The following is an 18,136-nucleotide window of genomic DNA, read 5'->3' on the forward strand; positions in this document are numbered from 1 at the left end:
CCTGCGGCCTGAGCTGCACGCCCACTGCTACCGCATGCTCGGCTCGATCCACGACGCCGAGGACGCCCTCCAGGACACGCTGCTCCGGGCGTGGCGGGGCATCGACCGGTTCGAGGGGCGCAGCTCGGTGCGCTCGTGGCTGTACAAGATCGCTACGAATGCCTGCCTCGACGCGATCGCCCGGCGGGGCAGGCGCGCGCTGCCGATCGACATCGGACCGCGGTGGAGCACGCGGCGGTCGACGACCAACCGCACACCGACGTCGCCTGGCTCGGACCCTACCCCGACTCCGGGCTGGCCGACGGCCCCGCAGCCCCGCACGCGCGCTACGAGCGGCGGGAGAGCGTGGAGCTGGCGTTCGTCGCCGCGATGCAGCACCTGCCGGGCAACCAGCGGGCCGCGCTGCTGCTGTTCGAGGTGCTGGGCTACTCGGCCAAGGAGGTCGCCGACACACTCGACACCACCACGGCGTCGGTCAACAGCGCCCTGCAACGTGCCCGGAAGGTGGTCCAGGAGCTGCAGCCGGAGCAGAGCCAGCAGCAGACGCTCCGCTCGCTGGGCGACACCCGGTTGCGCGAGCTCGTCACCGAGTACGCCACCGCCCTCGAACGCGGCGATGCCGCCACGCTCGTCTCCCTGCTCACGGCCGACGCCAGCTGGTCGATGCCGCCCCTGGCGAGCTGGTACCGCGGCACCGCGGCGGTCACCGACTTCCTCGTCCACATGCCCCTGCGCCACCGCTGGCGCCACCTGCCGGTACGGGCCAACGGCCAGCAGGCGGTCGCCTGCTACATCTGGGACGAAGAGGCGGGTGCGTTCATCGGGCGGATCATCGACGTCCTCACGCTCCGCGGCGACCGCATCGCCGCGGTCACGGCCTTCATCGACGAGGGCCTGTTCCCGCACTTCGACCTGCCGGCCACGTTGCCGGCGGAGCACCCGCCCTGGACCTAGTCCTCGGGCACGCGCTCACCGGCAGGGATGACGTTCTACAACCGCACACGGCGATCATCCGGCCGCAACCGCGGGCCCCGACGTAGGGGTGGCGCTCGTGCACCGCGATCCGGTTGCAGTGCTCGACGATGCGGCGGATCTCGTCGATGTCCGAGAAGTCGATCATCGGGTCGACGCCCTGCGCCCCGGGTCCTGGTGGGGATCCACGACCGGATGGGGGCCGGGCCTAACCCCGGGGGAAGCTCCCACCCGCGGCGAGATCCGCGATGAGCGCGCGCGTCGTGGGCCGTCGTCCAGCGGCTCACCGCGCACGCCGCCTGCGCGTAGACCCCGGGGTCCGCGCTCGCGGCACGCAGCCAGTCGTCGAGCGTCTCCGGCAGCGGCCCGGTCGGCGCGACGAGGCAGCGGTCGCCCGTACCCGCCGGGCGCAGGTATCGCGGGTCGTCCGCGACGAGGACGGCGAGGCCCTCGTCGAACCACTGCGGCACGACCGCCTTCCCGACCCGGGCGCGCAGCTCGACGTGGGTGAGTTCGTGCGCGGCGATGACCGGGTCGATCCCCCGGGGCGACAGCATCACGGCGCGGTTCAGCACCGCGACCCCGCACTCACCACCACCGCCGATCCGCGCGTAGCACCGGTCGGTGAGACAGGCGAGGAACTCCGGGTCGCTGCGCAGGTCGCCGAAGAACGCCGCGACGCGCCGCGTGCCCTCGGCGACGGCGGCGCTCACCTGAGCGCGCTGCTCCGCGCCGGCGCCCGGCTCCACGTGCAGGCCCTTCCGCACCCGCTCGAGCCCGTAGCAGCCGGGGCAGGCGGTGGCCGCGACGGCCGGGAACCCGACGGCGACCGCGACGACGAGGGCGAGCAGCACCGCGAACGTCCCGCCCAGCAGCACCCGCCCCCACATGACCCCGATCATGCAGGAAGCGCACGGTGATCGGATCGTTGCTCCCAGGCTCGGCGAGCGGCGACTCGGCGCACTAGGGTGCGCGCGTGGATCGTGAGGAGAACCGCACCCAGACGATCAGCGAGCGGGTGGACCCGTACCCGCCGGAGCCGCACACGATCGACCGGCTGCTCGGCGGCGCGCACCATGACCCGCACTCCGTTCTCGGCGCCCACCCGCACCCGGATGGCACCGTCGTGCGGGTGCTGCGGCCGCACGCCGACGAGGTCAAGGTCGTGCGCGACGGCGGGGAGGGGTTCCCGCTCGTCAAGGTGCACGACTCCGGCCTGTTCTCCGGCGTGGTCCCGGGGCCACCCGCGGACTACCGCCTCGCCGTGAGCTACGGCGACCGCGTCGACGTCGTCGACGATCCCTACCGCTGGCTGCCCACGCTCGGCGAGATCGACCTGCACCTGATCGGGGAAGGGCGCCACGAGCGGCTGTGGGACGTGCTCGGCGCGCACGTGCGCAGCTACGACACGCCCGCGGGCCCGGTCACCGGCACCAGCTTCGCGGTGTGGGCGCCGACGGCCCAGGGCGTGCGCGTCACCGGCGACTTCGACGGCTGGTCGGGATGGGCGCACCCGATGCGCGTGCTCGGCGGCTCGGGTGTGTGGGAGCTGTTCGTCCCCGGCATCGCGCCCGGCACCCGCTACAAGTTCCGCATCCTCGGCCGCGACGGGCGCTGGCGCGACAAGGCCGACCCGCTGGCCTTCCGCACCGAGGTCCCGCCGGCCACCGCGTCGATCGTGGACGTCTCCACTCACGAGTGGGGCGACGAGGAGTGGATGGCGGCACGCACGCTGCGGCAGGCGCACGCCGAGCCGATGAGCGTGTACGAGGTGCACCTCGGCTCGTGGCGACCGGGGCTCGGCTACCGGCAGCTCGCCGACGAGCTGGCCGACTACCTGGGCGAGATGGGCTTCACACACGTCGAACTGCTGCCGATCGCCGAGCATCCGTTCGGCGGATCGTGGGGCTACCAGGTCACCTCCTTCTACGCCCCGACCGCCCGCTTCGGCACGCCCGACGACTTCCGCTACTTCGTCGACCACCTGCACCAGCGCGGCTTCGGCGTCATCGTCGACTGGGTGCCGGGCCACTTCCCGCGTGACGAGTGGGCGCTCGCGAAGTTCGACGGCAGCGCGCTCTACGAGCACGCCGACCCGCGCCGTGGCGAACAGCCCGACTGGGGCACGCTCGTGTTCGACTTCGGCCGCCGCGAGGTGCGCAACTTCCTCGTGGCCAACGCGCTCTACTGGCTCGACGAGTTCCACATCGACGGCCTGCGCGTCGACGCCGTGGCCAGCATGCTCTACCTCGACTACTCCCGGCCCGAGGGCCAGTGGCTGCCCAACGTCCACGGCGGGCGCGAGAACCTCGACGCGGTGGCGTTCCTGCAGGAGATGAACGCCACCGTCTACCGCAACCACCCCGGCGTCGTCACGATCGCCGAGGAGTCGACGGCATGGCCCGGCGTCACCCGCCCCACCCACCTCGGGGGCCTCGGATTCGGCTTCAAGTGGAACATGGGCTGGATGCACGACACGCTCGACTACGCCGGGCGTGACCCGATCTACCGGGCCTACCACCACAACCAGATGACGTTCTCGCTGATGTACGCCTTCAGCGAGAACTTCGTGCTGCCGCTGTCCCACGACGAGGTCGTGCACGGCAAGGGCTCGCTGTGGCAGCGCATGCCGGGCGACGCCTGGAACAAGTCCGCGCAGCTGCGGGCGCTGCTGGCGTACATGTGGGCGCACCCCGGCAAGCAGCTGCTGTTCCAGGGCGGGGAGTTCGGCCAGGAGCGGGAGTGGTCGGAGTCGCGCTCCGTCGACTGGCACCTGCTCCAGGACCCGCTGCACGGCGGCGTGAAGACCCTGGTGGGCGACCTGAACCGCACCTACCGCGCCAACCCCGCGCTGTGGACGAAGGACTTCACCCCCGAGGGCTTCTCCTGGATCGACGCCAACGACGCCTCGGGCAACGTCCTGAGCTTCCTGCGCCACGGCGTCGACGCCGACGGCAGGCCCACCGTGCTCGCCTGCATCGCGAACTTCTCCGGCAGCCCCAAGCGCGACTACCGCGTCGGCCTGCCGTTCGCCGGCCGGTGGCGCGAGGTGCTCAACACGGACGCCCAGATCTACGGCGGCTCGGGCGTCGGGAACCTCGGCGCGGTCGAGGCCGAGCGGACGATGTGGCACGGGCGACCGGCGTCGGCCGTGCTCCAGCTCCCGCCTGCCGGCGTGCTGTGGCTCGTGCCGGAGCCGGGGGCCGGGGCGGTGCGCCGCCGGGCCGCGGAGACGAGGACGGCCGAGCCGGCCCCCGCCGACGTCCGTGCCACCGGGATCCGCACCGCCGGGGTCCAGGCCACGGGCGCCGGGGACGAGCCCGACCTCGCCGCCGAGGTCCCCGCGTCCGACGCGGCGGAGCGCGCACCCGCACCGTCGCCGTCACCCAGCGAGAGCACCGGCGACCCCGCCCTCGACGCGGAGGTCCCGGCGTCCGACGCGCCCGAGCGGCCCTCGACCGTCGCCGGGCCCGCCTCCGTCGGCACGGGGACGAGCGCGCCGGTCACCCGGCCGGCCGCCGAGGCCGACCCGACCTCGGAGGACGGCATGCGTCCCACCGCGCCGGAGACGGCCTCCTGGGATCCCGCGCCGTGGAGCTCGGTCCGGTCCGGCGATCCGAGCCCGGACGACGCGGACACCGGGGAGCTGCCCACGGTGTCCGGCGGCTCGGACGCGGCCGGCGCCGTCCCGGACAGCCCCCGCCCGGATGCCGACACGGTGCTCGACGACGCCCCGGCCGCCCCGGTCACCGGCGATGCCCCGGCGGAGGCGCCGCCCACGCCAGCGGCTCAGTCCGGCGACACCGGTTCCGCGGCGGGCCGCGCCGGCTCCTCCTCCGCCGCCGACCGCACCGACGACGACAGCAGCACCGCCCAGTAGCCCAGCAGGATGGCGCAGTAGAGCGAGCGGGCGAGGTCGGCGCCGATGCCCTCGGGCGGCCAGTCGGCGTTCCACGACACGGGGATGACGGCCAGCGCGAGCCCCGCCGCCGTCAGGGCACCGAGCCCGAGTGGCACGAGCGCGAGCGCGCCGGGGAACAGCAGCATGAGGTAGTTGTGCCAGGCGATCGGGGAGAACAGCAGCCCGGCCGCGAGCACCGCCCACGGCGCGGTGCCGGCCGGGTCGACGCGGTCGCGGTGGCGACCGATCCAGACGAGGGTGCCGACCAGCACGGCCAGCCCTGCCACCATGCCCAGCACGGACGGCACGCCGAACCGCACCGCGAGCCCGGGCAGCGAGGCGTTGTCGACGGTGTCCGGAACCGGCTCGGTGAAGGCGATCTTCAGCCACTCGACGGCGCTCAACGGCCCGGCGACGAGCGCTCCCGCGAGCGTCGCGACCACGGCCGCGGCGATGCCGGCCCGCAGTGGCACCCACCGGCGCTGGACGGCGAGCAGGAGCAGCACCGGCGCGAGCGACGGCTTGAGCGCCACCGTGACCCCGTACAGCACGGCGGCGAGCACCGGCCGACCGCGCCGCTCCGCGATCCAGCCCGCGACGAGGCCCGCGAGGAGCAGCGGGTAGATCTGGCCGAGCACGAGCGTGCCGTGCAACGGCGAGGACGCCAGCACCGCCAGGAGCGCCAGCACGGTGGCGGTACGGGAGAGCCGCAGCTCCCTGGCCACCGCGAGCACCGACGCCGCGACCAGCAGCAGCGTGAGCACCACGAACACCCGGTACGCCGTGAGGGCGTCCAGCCATGCGAACGGGACCAGCAGCACCGTCAGCAGCGGCGGGTTGAGGTTGGTCAGCTTCGCGGGCGTGTCGTAGATGTCGTCGCCCGCCACGAGGGCCACGGCGGAGTGCCAGAACGTGTCGAAGTCGACGTGGAGGTCGCGCATGTCGGTCCCCGGCAGCAGCGTCACCAGCGCGTCGGGGTGCCGCACGTGCAGCACCACGGTCGTGACGAGCGACGCCAGCACCAGCAGCCCGGACACCGCCCGACGCACCGCCGGCACGCGCCCGCCCGGCGTCGCAGGGGCCAGGTCCGGCCATCGGTTCAGCAGCGACACGGTGCCTGACGCTATCCGGCCCGCACGTCTTCGGCCGAACCGCTCCCCCGGAGCGGGCCGGCACGCGATGATGGGCGCCGTGCGCGCTCCCACCGCCCGGCTCGCCACCCTCGTCGTCGCCCTGCTCCTGACGAGCGCGTGCAGCCTGGTCGTGCCCGGCAGCGCGCGCCCGGTCGACCCTCCCGTGCCTGCGAGCGCGGCGATCGCCTCCCGGTCCGATCCGCCGGGGCGGGTCGCGGAGGCCACCGCCAGGGCGCTGCAGGAGTTCTGGCGCGGCGAGCTCCCCGCCGCGTTCGGGAAGGAGTGGAGCGACATCGGCACGTTCACCGCCGCCACCACCCGGGACCCCGCGGCCACGCCGCCGCCCTGCGTCAACCGGGCGGCGGACCTGACCGGCCAGGCCTTCTACTGCCCGTCCGCCGACGCTGTCGTGTGGGACGCCGACGGCCTCGTCCCGGAGCTGTACGAACGGTTCGGGCCCGTGGGCGTCGCGGTGGTGCTCGCGCACGAGGTGGGCCACGCCGTGCAGACGCGGCTCGGTGTGGACGCCGAGCAGGCCCGCGATCCGCAGCGGTTCCCCACGATCCTGCTCGAGTCGATGGCCGACTGCTACGCGGGCGTCGCGCTCGCCCTGTTCGCCGAGGAGCCGGTCGCCGGACTCCCGCTGGGGCCCGAGGAGCGCGACCAGGCGATGCAGGCGCTGGTCGGGTTCCGCGACCCGATCGGCGTCACCGCGGGCGACGAGTCTGCGCACGGCAACGCGTTCGACCGGGTCTCGGCGTTCCAGGACGGCTGGACCGAGGGTGCCTCGCTCTGCGCGGACATGACCGTCGACAACCGCCCGTTCACCCAACGCCGGTTCGGGTCCGAGGCCGACCAGGCCCGGGGCGGCAACCTGCCGCTGCGCGAGCTGCTCGCGTTCGTCGAGCGCGACGCGGGCGGGTTCTTCGGCGGCCTGGCTCCCGCATGGCACCCGCCACAGCTCTCCACCGGCGGTGCCTGCCCCGTCCCCGAGCTGGCCCCCCAGGGACCCGCGGCCTACTGCCGCGAGGACGGCGGCGTCGCCGTCGACGTCGCCGCGCTGGGGCGGCTCCACGACGAGGTCGGCGACTTCGCCGCGGCCACCGTCGTGGCAGGCCGCTACGGCCTCGCCATGCTCGCCGCGACCGGGCGGTCACCGGTGGGCAGGCCTGCGGGCGCCGCCGCGACCTGCCTCACGGGCGCCTACACCGGCAGGCTGTTCGACGCGACCGACGGCTTCCACCTCTCCCCCGGCGACCTCGACGAGGCCGTGCAGGTGCTGCTCGCGGCCGACTGGGTCGCCCGCGACGCGGCCGGCGCATCCGACCCGGCCGAGCACGGGTTCGAGCGCGTCGGCCGGTTCCGCACGGGGCTGCTCGAGGGGCCGGCCGCCTGCTGACGCCCCGTCCGGGTACCTCCGACGGCGCGCTTGACCCGTGCCGGGCGGCCGGGGGAAGCTGTCGCTCGTGGATCTCCGGACGGCCGAGCTGCTCCGGCGGCCGCTGTACGGGCGGTGCTACGACCGGGGCGACGCCGACTGGTAGGGGCGTCCCGCGCCCGCCGTCCCACCCCGTTCCCGAAGAGGTCTCACGTGTCCACGTCCCCCGTGGCGGCGTTCGTCGCTGCCCTGCCCAAGGTCGAGCTGCACCTGCACCTGGTCGGCTCCGCCTCGCTCGACACCGTGCTCGCGCTCGCCCGCCGCCACCCCGACGGCGGCGTCCCCACCGACCGCGAGGAGCTGCGGCGGTTCTACGCGTTCACCGACTTCACGCACTTCCTGACCGTCTACCACCGGGTGAACCTGCTGGTCACCACCGGCGCCGACGTCGTCACCCTGCTCGAAGGGCTCGCTGCCGAGCTGGCGCTGCGCGGAGCGCGCTACGCCGAGGTGCAGGTCACGCCGGTGCGCAACCGGATGGCCGGGATCAGCTACGCCGACCTCGCCGCAGCGCTCGTGGACGGCCGCGCGCTGGCGCGCGAACGGCACGGCGTGGAACTGGGCTGGGTCTTCGACGCCGACGCCACGCTCGGCCCGGCGGGCGCGGAGGAGACCGTCGAGTTCGCGATCGGGCACCGCCCGGAGGGCACCGTCGGCATCGGCCTCGGCGGGCCCGAGGTGGGCGTCCGCCGGGCCGACTTCGCACCCGCCTTCCGCCGTGCCGTCGCCGCCGGCCTGCACAGCGTGCCGCACGCCGGGGAGACCGTCGGCCCGGACGAGGTGTGGGCGGCGGTCACCGAGCTCGGCGCCGAGCGGATCGGCCACGGGATCGGCGCCGCCGGCGACGCGCGCCTGGTGGAGCACCTCGCCGAGCACGGCATCACGCTCGAGGTGTGCCCCATCTCGAACCTTCGCACGGGCGCGGTGCGGGACATCGCGGCACACCCGCTCCCGACGCTCGTGGCCGCGGGCGTGCCGGTGACCCTCGCCACCGACGACCCCGGCATGTTCCACACCGACCTCGACGCCGAGTACCTGCTCTGCCACGAGGCCTTCGGGATGGGCGTTCCCGAGCTGGCCGAGATCGCGCGCACGGGTGCCCGCGCCGCCTTCTGCCCGGCCGAACTGCGGGACACGTTGCTCGCCGAGATCGACCAGGTCGAGGCCGCCCACGCATGATCGTTCCGAGACGGCGGTTCCCGCCCTCACCAGGGCGTCGGCCGCGGGCTCGGAACGATCGACCGGTCAGAACAGGGCGCGGGCCAGCGCTCGGCGGGCGGTGCTGACCCGCGGGTCGTCCGCCGGGTACAGCTCGAACAGGCTCACCAGGTGCTCGCGGACGCGGTCGCGCTCCTCGCCCCCCGTGCGGGCCACCGTCGACACCAGCCGGTCGAACGCCGCCTCGGCGCGGTCTGCGGCCACCTCGGCGTCGGCCGCGGCGAGCTGCGCGTCGACGTCGTCGGGCGCGGCGTCGGCCCGGGCGACCGCCGACGGGTCGGCCGCCTCCGCCCGCGCGAGGAACCGCACCTGCGCCAGCGCGGCGTTCGCCTGCTCGTTGGCCGGCTCCGCGGCGAGGATCTGCTGGTAGGCGGCCTCGGCCGCGGGGTAGTCGCCGCGTTCCAGCGCGTCCTCGGCCGCGGTGAAGCGCGGGTCCTCGGGCTCCTCGACGGGCTCGCCGCCCGCCGCACCGGCCTCCGCCTGGGCGATGGCAGGCATCCGCTCGCGCAGCGCGTCGAGCAGGGCGCCGATCCACTGCTTCACCTGCGGCTCGGGCAGGGCACCCGTGAACGCGTCGACCGGCTGCCCGCCCGCGACGGCCACCACCATCGGGATGGACTGGACGCCGAAGGCCTGCGCGATCCGCGGGTTCGCGTCGACGTCGACCTTGGCGAGGACCCACGCCCCGTTGCCGGCCTCGGCGAGGCGCTCCAGCACCGGGGAGAGCTGCTTGCATGGTCCGCACCACTCGGCCCACAGATCGACGACGACCGGGACCTGCAGCGAGCGCTCCAGCACGTCGGCCTGGAAGCTCTGCTCCGTGACGTCGACGACGAACGGGCTCGCGCCGCCGTCACCGCCGTCGCCGTCGGGCCGCGGCGCCGCCTTCTGGCGGGCTGCCGCCTCCGAACGGGCCTTCAGCGCGGACAGGTCCACGGCACCGGCCATCGCGCGCGACAACGCGGCCGTCTGTGCCGCCTGACGAGGATCGGGTCGAGACACGCCGTTCATCCTGCCACCGGCCACCGGAACCGCGCGCAGCCACCGAACATCCGCCGAACGTGTCGACCCGCGGGGGAACTCGTCACCGCCCGTGATCACACTGCGCGATCGCCCGGTTGCGCTCCGCCACTGATCACCGGACCGGGCGAGCACCAGACCGGCGGGCCACTCGTTGAGCATGTGGGAGTGACCAGATGGTCGCTCTGAGTAGACATCCGCTCGGCCGCACCCCGCGGCTTCCCTCACTCGAAGGAACCTGCATGAGCACGGAGAACACCGTCGCCGACCGCCTGCTCGAGGACGCCCGCAAGAAGACCGCCAAGAGCGAGAGCCCGGTGCTGGGCAAGGTGGCCCTGATCGTGGGTGCGATCGCCCTGCTCGTCAGCCCGATCTCGATCGTCGGCTGGATCGTCGGCGCCGCGGCCATCGGCCTCGGTGTCGCCGCCGTCCGCCGTCCCGCCGCCGCCAAGCAGGCGAAGATCGCGATGGTGCTCGGCGGCGCGGCGATCCTGGTGGGCGTCTTCTTCTTCACCCTGAACGTCGCGCTGAGCTGACGTTCCCCTGCGAGGGGGCCGCACGGTGATCGTGCGGCCCCCTCGCGTCTTCCCAGGTGGTGGAGGCGCTCCTACCCCTCCTCCAGGTGCGCCTCGACCCGCTCCACCTTCGAGGCGAGCTGACCGGTGTACCCGGGCCGGATGTCGGCCTTGAGCACCAGGCTCACCCGCGGCGCGTGGGCCTGCACCGCCTCCACGGCGCGCTTGACCACCGCCATCCCCTCGTCCCACGTCTCCGCCTCGATCGTGGTGAACATCGAGGTGGTCTCGTTGGGCAGGCCCGACTCCCGGACCACGCGGACGGCGTCGGCGACCGCCGGGCTCACACTGTCGCCGGGCGTGCCGGCCGGCGCGATGCTGAAGGCGAAGAGCATGGGGCCACACTGCCTCAGCCGTCCCGGCGCCCGCGACCCGAGGAGGACGGTGAGGCCTCGGCCGCCCCGGAGGAGGAGCACGAGCCGCCGGTGCGGGATGGCGATCCGAGCGCCGCGCTCCCCGGCTCGTGACAGCAACACTGCTAACGTCGCGAGCCATGGCCAGTCGGCAGCCGCTGCCCTTCGACCCGATCCTGCGCGCCGCCGAGCTGTGGGACGAGCGGATCGGCCCGGCCCGCACCATGGCCGCGGTGACCAGCGTGATGCGCGTGCAGCAGATCCTCCTCTCGGCCGTGGACGGCGCGCTGCGGCCGCACGGCCTGACCTTCGCCCGCTACGAGGCACTCGTGCTGCTCACCTTCTCCCGTACGGGACGCCTCCCCATGCGCGTGATGGGCGAGCGCCTGCAGCTGCACCCCACGAGCGTGACCAACATCGTCGACCGGCTGCAGGCCGACGGCCTGGTGCGCCGCATCCCGCACCCCACCGACCGGCGCGCCACCCTCGTGGAGATCACCGATGCCGGCTCGTCGCTGCAGGAAGCGGCCACCAAGTCGGTGACGGCGATCGACTTCGGGCTCAGCGGCCTCACCCCCGATGAGGAGTCCCAGCTCACCACCCTGCTGGGCCGGGTGCGGCGAGCGGCCGGCGACTTCGAGGACAGCTAGCCACCCCGGCGCACTCACACACCAACCTCGGCCCTCACACACCAACTTCAGTTCATGTGCCGACACCACGGTTGGTGTGCGAGCGGCCGCGGACCGGCGCCGCTCGCCGGACCCGCCGAGAGGCGCTCAGCCCCGCTCGGTGTCCTCCGCTTCCCCGTCGCCCGGGGACGGCGGGTGCCCGGCACCGCCCGGCCACGAGCGCATGGCCGACGTGCCCCTCGACCGGCCCGGCATGCGGGTGCGCCGCCTCCTCCTCGACCGGCCGGGACGGCTGCCGGCGCCTGCCGCCTTCCGCCGACGCCGCCGGCCTGTGCAGTAGCCGCCCACCGCGCCCCCGGCCGAACCGGCCAGCGCCCACACCGAGCACGTCGTGAGATCCACGGGATCCTCCCCTTCGTCAACTGTTATCGCCCTGTTGCGGCAACCCCGTTGACACTAGGTCGCACCCCCGACATCCTGGAACCGCACGGACCGGACGGCGGGGGGATGCGGTGTGAAAGGTCGGCTGATGCTGCTGGCCACGGTGCTCGCGGCGATCGCGGTCACGGTGGCCACCACCGTCGCACTCCTGCTCGTCGAGCCCACCGCACCGCGGTCCGAGGCCGTCCGCACGGGCGCGTTGAGCGGAGGCGCGGTCGTCGCGCTCTACGCCCTGTGGCTCAACGACCGCAGGCGCCGGGTCGAGGAGGACCGCCACCAGCTGGAGGGGGTCAAGGTCGCCGACGAGCGCTTCGCGCGGTCCGTCGAGCTGCTCGGCAACGAGGCCGACCAGGTACGGGTCGGCGCCATGCATTCCCTCGTCTGGCTCGCCGGTTCCACACCGCGCTACAAGCAGACGGTGCTGGACGTCCTGTGCGCCTACCTGCGCCGCCCGTTCCGGCACCCCGAGCTGCTCGCCGAGCGGGGTGCCGCGGGCGACGCGGCGAGCGACCCGGACGCCGACCGGGAACGCGAGGTGCGGCTCAGCGCCCAGCGGCTGATCGCCGACCTCCTCCCGTGGGGGGAGGACCCGGACGAGCGCCTGTACCACCTCGACCTCTCCGGGGCCTGCCTGGAGCATTTCCGCTTGGAGGGCAGGCGGATCGGCAGGCTCACGGCGCGGCGGGCCCGGTTCCACGGCATCACCCAGCTCGGACAGCTGGAGGCCGCCAAGCCCGTGCTGTTCACCGATGCCTCGTTCCTCGGGCGGCTCGACCTGCGGGAGGCGCGGCTCGAGGGTGGCATTTCCTTCCGGCGCACCCGGTTCCACGGCGAGGTCTCACTCGACCGCACGGCCGTCGCCACGTTCCTCGACATCAGCACCACTGCGCCCGCGACCCAGAAGGGCATGCCCGTCATCGGCCCGCAGACCCGCATCGACGGCGCGGTCGACGGCTGGGCGTTCGCCGCGCCATGACCGCACGCGCCGCGGCGGGTGGGCTGCGGGCGGCACGGGCGGCGCGCGGCTGGTCGCAGTCCCAGGCCGCGCGCGAGCTCGCCGCACTCGCCCGGTCGAGCGGCGCCCCGGCGGCCGCGGAGGCCAGCCTCAAGACGCTGCTCTCCCGCTGGGAGAACGGCCACGCGGTGCCCGAGCCGCAGTACCGCGCCCTGCTCGGTGAGCTCTACGGCCGCACACCCCTGGAGCTCGGCATCGCGGGGCCGCCCGCCGATTCCGAAGCGGCCGGGGCACGTGCCCGGCTCCGGGCCGCTCTCGCCGCGGCCGCAGCGGTCGACGAGGTGGCGCTGGACCTGTGGCGCGAGCAGCTCGGCGTCGCCATCCGGCTCGACGACGAGCTCGGCGCCACCGGTGCGGGAGAGCTCGTGCGGGCGCTGGTGGAGCGGCTGGACGAGACCGCCCGCCACACGATCCACCCCTCCCGCCGGGCGGCACTGGCCGCCGTGCTCGCACCGGCCGCGAACCTCGCGGGAGCCCAGGAGCTCGACCGCGGCCGCCCCGACGTCGCGTGGCACCGCTACGACCGCGCCCGCACGGCGGCCACCGATGCCGAGCTGCCCGAGGCCGCGGCCGCCGCGATCGCCGGCCAGGCCACCGTGCTGGTCGACGTCGGTGAAGCCGCAGCGGCGATCACGCTGCTCGATGCCGCCGAGCCGGGGCTGCCCCACACCGCCCGTCCTCGCGTGGCGGGGGCGCGCGCCGGAGCCGCGGCAGCGATGGGCGACGCCGCAGCCGCGCGCCGCGCCATCTCCGCCGCGAGCGAGCGGCTCGCCGGCGACGCCGTGCGGCCGGCCGTCGAGATCGAGCTCGCCGACCTCGACCGCTGGCACGGCCACGCCCTCACCGTCCTCGGCGACCCCGCTGCCCTCCATCCGCTGCGGCGCGCGCTCGCCGCTCCGCCCCGCTCCGTACGTCACCGCGCGACACTCCACGCCGACCTCGCCCTGTCGCTCGCCGCCGAGCACCCCGGCGACGCGGCCGCCCACGCCCGTGCGGCCCGCGAGCTCGCCGAACGCATCGGCTCGGCCCGCACCGAGGCCCGCCTGGCCATCCTGCGCCCACCGGCTGCCACTCACGCACCCTGATCCGCCCACGCACCCGGTCGAGAGGGCGCTGGCCGGGCCGCACACCGAGCCCGCTCACGCACCCAGATTCGCCGCACGTGCCCCGTCGACGGGTAGCGGCGACCGCCAACCCGTGCGCGAGCCGAAACCGGGGGCGCGCCGGATCGAGCGGTAGCGCGAGCTGAAATCGGGTGCGTGAGCCCAGCCGCCAGGCGCTACCGCGCGCCCCCGCCGAGCTGTGCGGTCAGTTCGGCCGCTGCCCCGTACGGGTCGAGCTCACCCGCCAGCACGCGCTCGGCGAGCTGCCGCAGCCCGACCGCGCCGCGGAGGTCGCCGATCCGCCTGCGGTGCTGATCGAGCGCGATGGCCTCGATCTCGGCCTCCGCCCGGGCCCGCCTGCGGCGGGCGCGCTCCCCGCTGCGATCGAGCCACTCCCGGTGGGCGTCGAGCGCGGCCACCAGGTCGGCCACGCCCTCGGAGCGGGCCGCCACGGTGCGCACCACCGGCCTGCGCCACCCGTCCTCGGCGGCCTGTTCCCCGAACGCGAGCATCTGCCGCAGGTCGCGGACGGTCTGCGCGGCGCCGTCCCGGTCGGCCTTGTTGACGGCGAACACGTCGGCGATCTCGAGGATGCCGGCCTTCGCGGCCTGCACACCGTCGCCCATCCCGGGTGCGAGGAGCACCACGGTGGTGTCGGCGAGGGCCACCACCTCGACCTCGGACTGGCCCACGCCCACCGTCTCGAGGACCACCACGTCGCACCCGGCTGCGTCGAGCACGCGCAGCGCCTGCGGGACGGCCCAGGTGAGCCCGCCGAGGTGGCCGCGGGTGGCCATCGAGCGGATGAACACCCCGTCGTCCGTGGCGTGCTCGCCCATCCGCACGCGGTCGCCCAGGAGCGCGCCGCCGGAGAACGGCGAGGACGGGTCGACGGCCAGGACCCCCACCCTCCGGCCCGCGGCGCGCAGGAGGGCGACCACCGCGGACGTCGTGGTCGACTTGCCGACACCGGGTGGCCCGGTGACGCCGACGACGTGGGCGCGGCCGGCGTGCGGCCCGAGCGCGGCCGCCACCTCACGCAGGGCCGCCTCGGCGCCGTCCTCGACGAGCGAGATCAGCCGCGCGACGGCCAGCTGCTCGCCGCGCCGGGCGCGCTCGACGAGCCCGGGGACGTCGGCCCGGCGCGGCACCCGCTCAGCTCGCCGCCGGCACCCGGATGATCAGGGCGTCGCCCTGGCCACCACCGCCGCAGAGCGCCGCGACCCCCACCCCACCGCCCCGGCGGCCGAGCTCCAGCGCGAGGTGCAGCGCGATCCGCGCACCGGACATGCCGATCGGGTGGCCGAGGGCGATGGCACCGCCGTTGACGTTCACCCGGTCCGGGTCGATGCCGAGCTTCTTGGTGGACACCAGGCCCACGGCGGCGAACGCCTCGTTGATCTCCACGAGGTCGAGGTCGGTGGGCGCGATGCCCTCCTTCGCGCACGCCTTCTCGATCGCGTTGGCGGGCTGCTCGTGCAGGCTCGCGTCCGGACCGGCGACCACACCGTGGGCGCCGATCTCGGCGATCCAGGACAGGCCCAGCTCCTCGGCCTTCGCGCGGCTCATCACCACGACGGCGGCGGCTCCGTCGGAGATCTGGGAGGACGAGCCCGCGGTGATCGTGCCGTCGGAGGAGAACGCGGGGCGCAGCTTGGCGAGGCTCTCGCCGGTGGTGTCGCCGCGCACGCCCTCGTCGGTGGAGACGACGAGCGGGTCGCCCTTGCGCTGCGGCACGCTGACCGGCGCGATCTCGGCGTCGAACGTGCCGTCGGTGGCGGCCTTGGCGGCGAGCTGGTGCGACCGCGCGGCGAAGGCGTCCTGGTCCTCGCGCGTGACGCCGTAGCGGGCGTTGAACTTCTCCGTGGAGGCGCCCATCGGCAGCTGGTCGAACGCGCAGAACAGCCCGTCGTGGGCCATGTGGTCGAGCATCGTGACGTCGCCGAACTTGAAGCCGGCGCGCGACTTCGGCAGCAGGTGCGGCGCCTGCGTCATCGACTCCTGCCCGCCTGCCACCACGATGTCGAACTCGCCCGCCCGGATGAGCTGGTCGGCCAGTGCGATCGCGTCGAGCCCGGACAGGCAGACCTTGTTGATCGTGAGCGCCGGGACGTCCATCGGGATGCCGGCGCCGAACGCCGCCTGCCGGGCCGGGATCTGCCCGGCCCCCGCCGTGAGCACCTGACCCATGATCACGTACTGCACCTGGTCGGGTGCCACGCCGGCCCGCTCCAGCGCGGCCTTGATGGCGACGGAACCCAGCTGGGCGCCGCTGAAGTCCTTCAACGCACCGGACATCTTGCCCATCGGTGTGCGGGCCCCGGCGACGATCACGGATCCGGACACGGCTGACCTCCATCGGCTGCACTGGCGGGCGCCTCGACGATACCCGCGAGTAGCCCCGTCCGCGGCGGTGACGACTCGCACAGCTGCCCGCCGTGAGCTGCGGCGGTTACATTCCGGAGATGGGAGAACACACGGTCCTCGCGGTCGACCACGTCGGCATCGCGGTGGCGGACCTCGACGCGGCGATCGAGTGGTACGCCTCCACCTTCGGGCTGGTGGCGACGCACACGGAGACCAACGAGGAGCAGGGCGTCCGGGAGGCGATGCTGTCCGCCCCCGGCGACGCGGGCGCGGCCGTCCAGCTGCTCGCCCCACTGCGGGACGACTCGGCGATCGCGAAGTTCCTGGACCGCAGCGGCCCTGGGATCCAGCAGCTCGCCTATCGGGTGGCCGACGTCGACGCCAGCTGCGCGGCGCTGCGCGAGAAGGGGCTGCGCCTGCTCTACGACGAGCCGCGCCGCGGCACCGCGGGCTCGCGCATCAACTTCGTGCACCCCAAGGACGCGGGTGGCGTGCTGGTGGAGCTCGTGGAACCCGCCCCCGAACACTGACGTGGGCACCGTCACGCGGCGGGATCATGCAGGTCACGGTTACCCTACCGACCGGTAACCGCCGCGACTCGAGCCAACGGAGGCCAGCCGTGCAGGAGATCCGCGACGCCATCCTCGCCGAGCAGTACGACGCCATCGCCGGGCTCGACGTGCCCGACCACTACCGGGGCGTGACGGTGCACGCCGACGAGGCCGAGATGTTCGCCGGCATCCCGACGCGGGAGAAAGACCCGCGCAAGAGCCTGCACCTCGACGAGGTGGCCACCCCCGAGCTGGGCCCGGGCGAGGCGATCGTGGCCGTGATGGCGAGCGCCATCAACTACAACACCGTGTGGACCTCGATCTTCGAACCGCTGTCGACCTTCGGCTTCCTGCGCCGCTACGGCCGGGTGTCGGCGCTGACCAAGCGGCACGACCTGCCCTACCACGTGGTCGGTTCGGACCTCGCAGGCGTGGTCCTGCGCACCGGTGCGGGCGTCACCCGCTGGAAGCCGGGCGACCGCGTGGTGGCGCACTGCCTGTCCGTCGAGCTGGAGAGCCCGGACGGGCACGACGACACGATGCTCGACCCGGAGCAGCGCATCTGGGGCTTCGAGACCAACTTCGGCGGGCTCGCCGAGCTCGCGCTGGTCAAGTCCAACCAGCTCATGCCCAAGCCGGCCCACCTGACCTGGGAGGAGGCGGCGTGCCCCGGCCTGGTCAACTCCACCGCCTACCGCCAGCTCGTCTCCCGGCACGGCGCGGCGATGAAGCAGGGCGACACCGTGCTGATCTGGGGCGCGTCCGGCGGGCTCGGCTCGTACGCCACGCAGTACGCGCTGAACGGGGGCGCGATCCCGGTCTGCGTGGTGTCGTCGCCCAAGAAGGCCGAGATCTGCCGCAGCATGGGCGCAGAGCTGATCATCGACCGCAGCGCGGAGGACTTCCGGTTCTGGAAGGACGAGCACACGCAGGACCAGCAGGAGTGGAAGCGCCTCGGCGCCCGGATCCGGGAGCTGACCGGCGGTGACGACCCGGACATCGTCTTCGAGCACCCGGGACGCGAGACGTTCGGCGCGAGCGTCTACGTCACGCGCAAGGGCGGCACGATCGTCACCTGCGCCTCGACGTCCGGTTACGAGCACACCTACGACAACCGCTACCTCTGGATGAACCTCAAGCGGATCGTCGGGTCGCACTTCGCCAACTACCGCGAGTCGTTCGAGGCCAACCGGTTGATCGACAAGGGCTTGATCCACCCGACGCTCTCGAAGGTCTACCCGCTCGAGGAGACCGGGCAGGCCGCCCTCGACGTGCACACCAACAGCCATCAGGGCAAGGTCGGCGTGCTCGCGCTCGCCCCACGGGAGGGTCTCGGCGTCACCGATCCGGACAAGCGTGCCCGCCATCTGGGCGCGATAAACCGCTTCCGTGGGGTCTGATCCACGCGTGCCACCCACAC

At 74.1% G+C, this 18,136-nt stretch carries 16 protein-coding genes and 2 pseudogenes; 11 read left to right on the top strand and 7 right to left on the bottom strand.

The genetic code is table 11. The annotated features are described in order from the left end of the window. Nucleotides 1–34: 34 nt before the first annotated feature. A pseudogene (locus ABEA81_RS01865) lies at nt 35–139 on the top strand (sigma factor); the annotation flags it as partial. Between the two features lie 83 nt (nt 140–222). After that, nucleotides 223–954 carry an RNA polymerase subunit sigma-70 gene (locus tag ABEA81_RS01870; protein WP_345602797.1) on the top strand — a complete coding sequence of 244 codons (732 nt, stop codon included), beginning with the start codon at nt 223–225 and terminating at the stop codon, nt 952–954. Between the two features lie 35 nt (nt 955–989). Here ABEA81_RS01870 and ABEA81_RS01875 read toward each other — a convergent pair whose 3' ends face one another. Next, a complete protein-coding gene (locus ABEA81_RS01875; RefSeq protein WP_345602799.1) occupies nt 990–1,874 on the bottom strand; it encodes a hypothetical protein in 885 nt (294 codons plus the stop codon). Between the two features lie 104 nt (nt 1,875–1,978). On the opposite strand from ABEA81_RS01875, the pseudogene glgB reads away from it, so the two are divergent. Continuing rightward, a pseudogene (gene glgB, locus ABEA81_RS01880) lies at nt 1,979–4,168 on the top strand (1,4-alpha-glucan branching protein GlgB); the annotation flags it as partial. A 593-nt stretch (nt 4,169–4,761) separates the two neighbouring features. Here glgB and ABEA81_RS01885 read toward each other — a convergent pair. Further along, nucleotides 4,762–5,985, bottom strand: a complete 1,224-nt coding sequence (locus ABEA81_RS01885; protein WP_345602800.1) for a glycosyltransferase family 87 protein — start codon at nt 5,983–5,985, stop codon at nt 4,762–4,764. A 79-nt stretch (nt 5,986–6,064) separates the two neighbouring features. On the opposite strand from ABEA81_RS01885, the gene ABEA81_RS01890 reads away from it, so the two are divergent. Both ABEA81_RS01890 and add read left to right on the top strand, forming a co-directional pair. Next, on the top strand, nt 6,065–7,405 hold the full coding sequence (locus tag ABEA81_RS01890) for a neutral zinc metallopeptidase (protein WP_345602801.1): 1,341 nt from the start codon (nt 6,065–6,067) through the stop codon (nt 7,403–7,405). Between the two features lie 192 nt (nt 7,406–7,597). Then, nucleotides 7,598–8,623 (top strand): adenosine deaminase, encoded by a 1,026-nt coding sequence (add, locus tag ABEA81_RS01895; RefSeq protein WP_345602802.1) that lies wholly within the window; start codon nt 7,598–7,600, stop codon nt 8,621–8,623. A 66-nt stretch (nt 8,624–8,689) separates the two neighbouring features. On the opposite strand, the gene ABEA81_RS01900 is transcribed toward add, so the two are convergent. Next, a complete protein-coding gene (locus ABEA81_RS01900) occupies nt 8,690–9,610 on the bottom strand; it encodes a tetratricopeptide repeat protein (RefSeq protein WP_345603252.1) in 921 nt (306 codons plus the stop codon). A 314-nt stretch (nt 9,611–9,924) separates the two neighbouring features. Here ABEA81_RS01900 and ABEA81_RS01905 point away from each other — a divergent pair, with 314 nt between their 5' ends. Next, nucleotides 9,925–10,218 carry a hypothetical protein gene (locus tag ABEA81_RS01905; RefSeq protein WP_345602803.1) on the top strand — a complete coding sequence of 98 codons (294 nt, stop codon included), beginning with the start codon at nt 9,925–9,927 and terminating at the stop codon, nt 10,216–10,218. Between the two features lie 71 nt (nt 10,219–10,289). Here the strand turns inward: ABEA81_RS01905 and ABEA81_RS01910 are convergent, their stop codons facing one another. Further along, nucleotides 10,290–10,592: an MTH1187 family thiamine-binding protein gene (locus tag ABEA81_RS01910; RefSeq protein ID WP_345602804.1), complete on the bottom strand. Its 303-nt coding sequence runs from the start codon at nt 10,590–10,592 to the stop codon at nt 10,290–10,292. A 158-nt stretch (nt 10,593–10,750) separates the two neighbouring features. On the opposite strand from ABEA81_RS01910, the gene ABEA81_RS01915 reads away from it, so the two are divergent. Next, a complete protein-coding gene (locus tag ABEA81_RS01915) occupies nt 10,751–11,260 on the top strand; it encodes a MarR family winged helix-turn-helix transcriptional regulator (protein ID WP_345602805.1) in 510 nt (169 codons plus the stop codon). A 126-nt stretch (nt 11,261–11,386) separates the two neighbouring features. Here ABEA81_RS01915 and ABEA81_RS01920 read toward each other — a convergent pair whose 3' ends face one another. After that, on the bottom strand, nt 11,387–11,641 hold the full coding sequence (locus tag ABEA81_RS01920) for a hypothetical protein (protein ID WP_345602807.1): 255 nt from the start codon (nt 11,639–11,641) through the stop codon (nt 11,387–11,389). A gap of 127 nt (nt 11,642–11,768) precedes the next feature. Between ABEA81_RS01920 and ABEA81_RS01925 the strand changes: the two genes are divergently transcribed. Continuing rightward, nucleotides 11,769–12,656 carry a pentapeptide repeat-containing protein gene (locus ABEA81_RS01925; RefSeq protein WP_345602808.1) on the top strand — a complete coding sequence of 296 codons (888 nt, stop codon included), beginning with the start codon at nt 11,769–11,771 and terminating at the stop codon, nt 12,654–12,656. Continuing rightward, complete coding sequence (locus tag ABEA81_RS01930) at nt 12,653–13,780, top strand: hypothetical protein (RefSeq protein ID WP_345602809.1); 1,128 nt, start codon at nt 12,653–12,655, stop codon at nt 13,778–13,780. Before ABEA81_RS01925 ends, ABEA81_RS01930 begins: the two co-directional genes overlap by 4 nt. 194 nt (nt 13,781–13,974) lie before the next feature. On the opposite strand, the gene meaB is transcribed toward ABEA81_RS01930, so the two are convergent. Both meaB and ABEA81_RS01940 read right to left on the bottom strand, forming a co-directional pair. Next, nucleotides 13,975–14,949 (bottom strand): methylmalonyl Co-A mutase-associated GTPase MeaB, encoded by a 975-nt coding sequence (gene meaB, locus ABEA81_RS01935; protein WP_345602810.1) that lies wholly within the window; start codon nt 14,947–14,949, stop codon nt 13,975–13,977. Between the two features lie 4 nt (nt 14,950–14,953). Next, nucleotides 14,954–16,144, bottom strand: coding sequence for an acetyl-CoA C-acetyltransferase (locus ABEA81_RS01940; protein ID WP_345602811.1), 1,191 nt, complete (start codon nt 16,142–16,144; stop codon nt 14,954–14,956). A gap of 119 nt (nt 16,145–16,263) precedes the next feature. Here ABEA81_RS01940 and mce point away from each other — a divergent pair, with 119 nt between their 5' ends. Beyond that, nucleotides 16,264–16,695 (top strand): methylmalonyl-CoA epimerase, encoded by a 432-nt coding sequence (gene mce / locus ABEA81_RS01945; protein WP_345602812.1) that lies wholly within the window; start codon nt 16,264–16,266, stop codon nt 16,693–16,695. A gap of 89 nt (nt 16,696–16,784) precedes the next feature. Next, complete coding sequence (gene ccrA / locus ABEA81_RS01950) at nt 16,785–18,116, top strand: crotonyl-CoA carboxylase/reductase (protein ID WP_345602813.1); 1,332 nt, start codon at nt 16,785–16,787, stop codon at nt 18,114–18,116. Nucleotides 18,117–18,136: the final 20 nt, after the last annotated feature.

This window comes from Pseudonocardia adelaidensis (genome assembly GCF_039543345.1).
Classification (GTDB): Bacteria; Actinomycetota; Actinomycetes; order Mycobacteriales; family Pseudonocardiaceae; genus Pseudonocardia; species Pseudonocardia adelaidensis.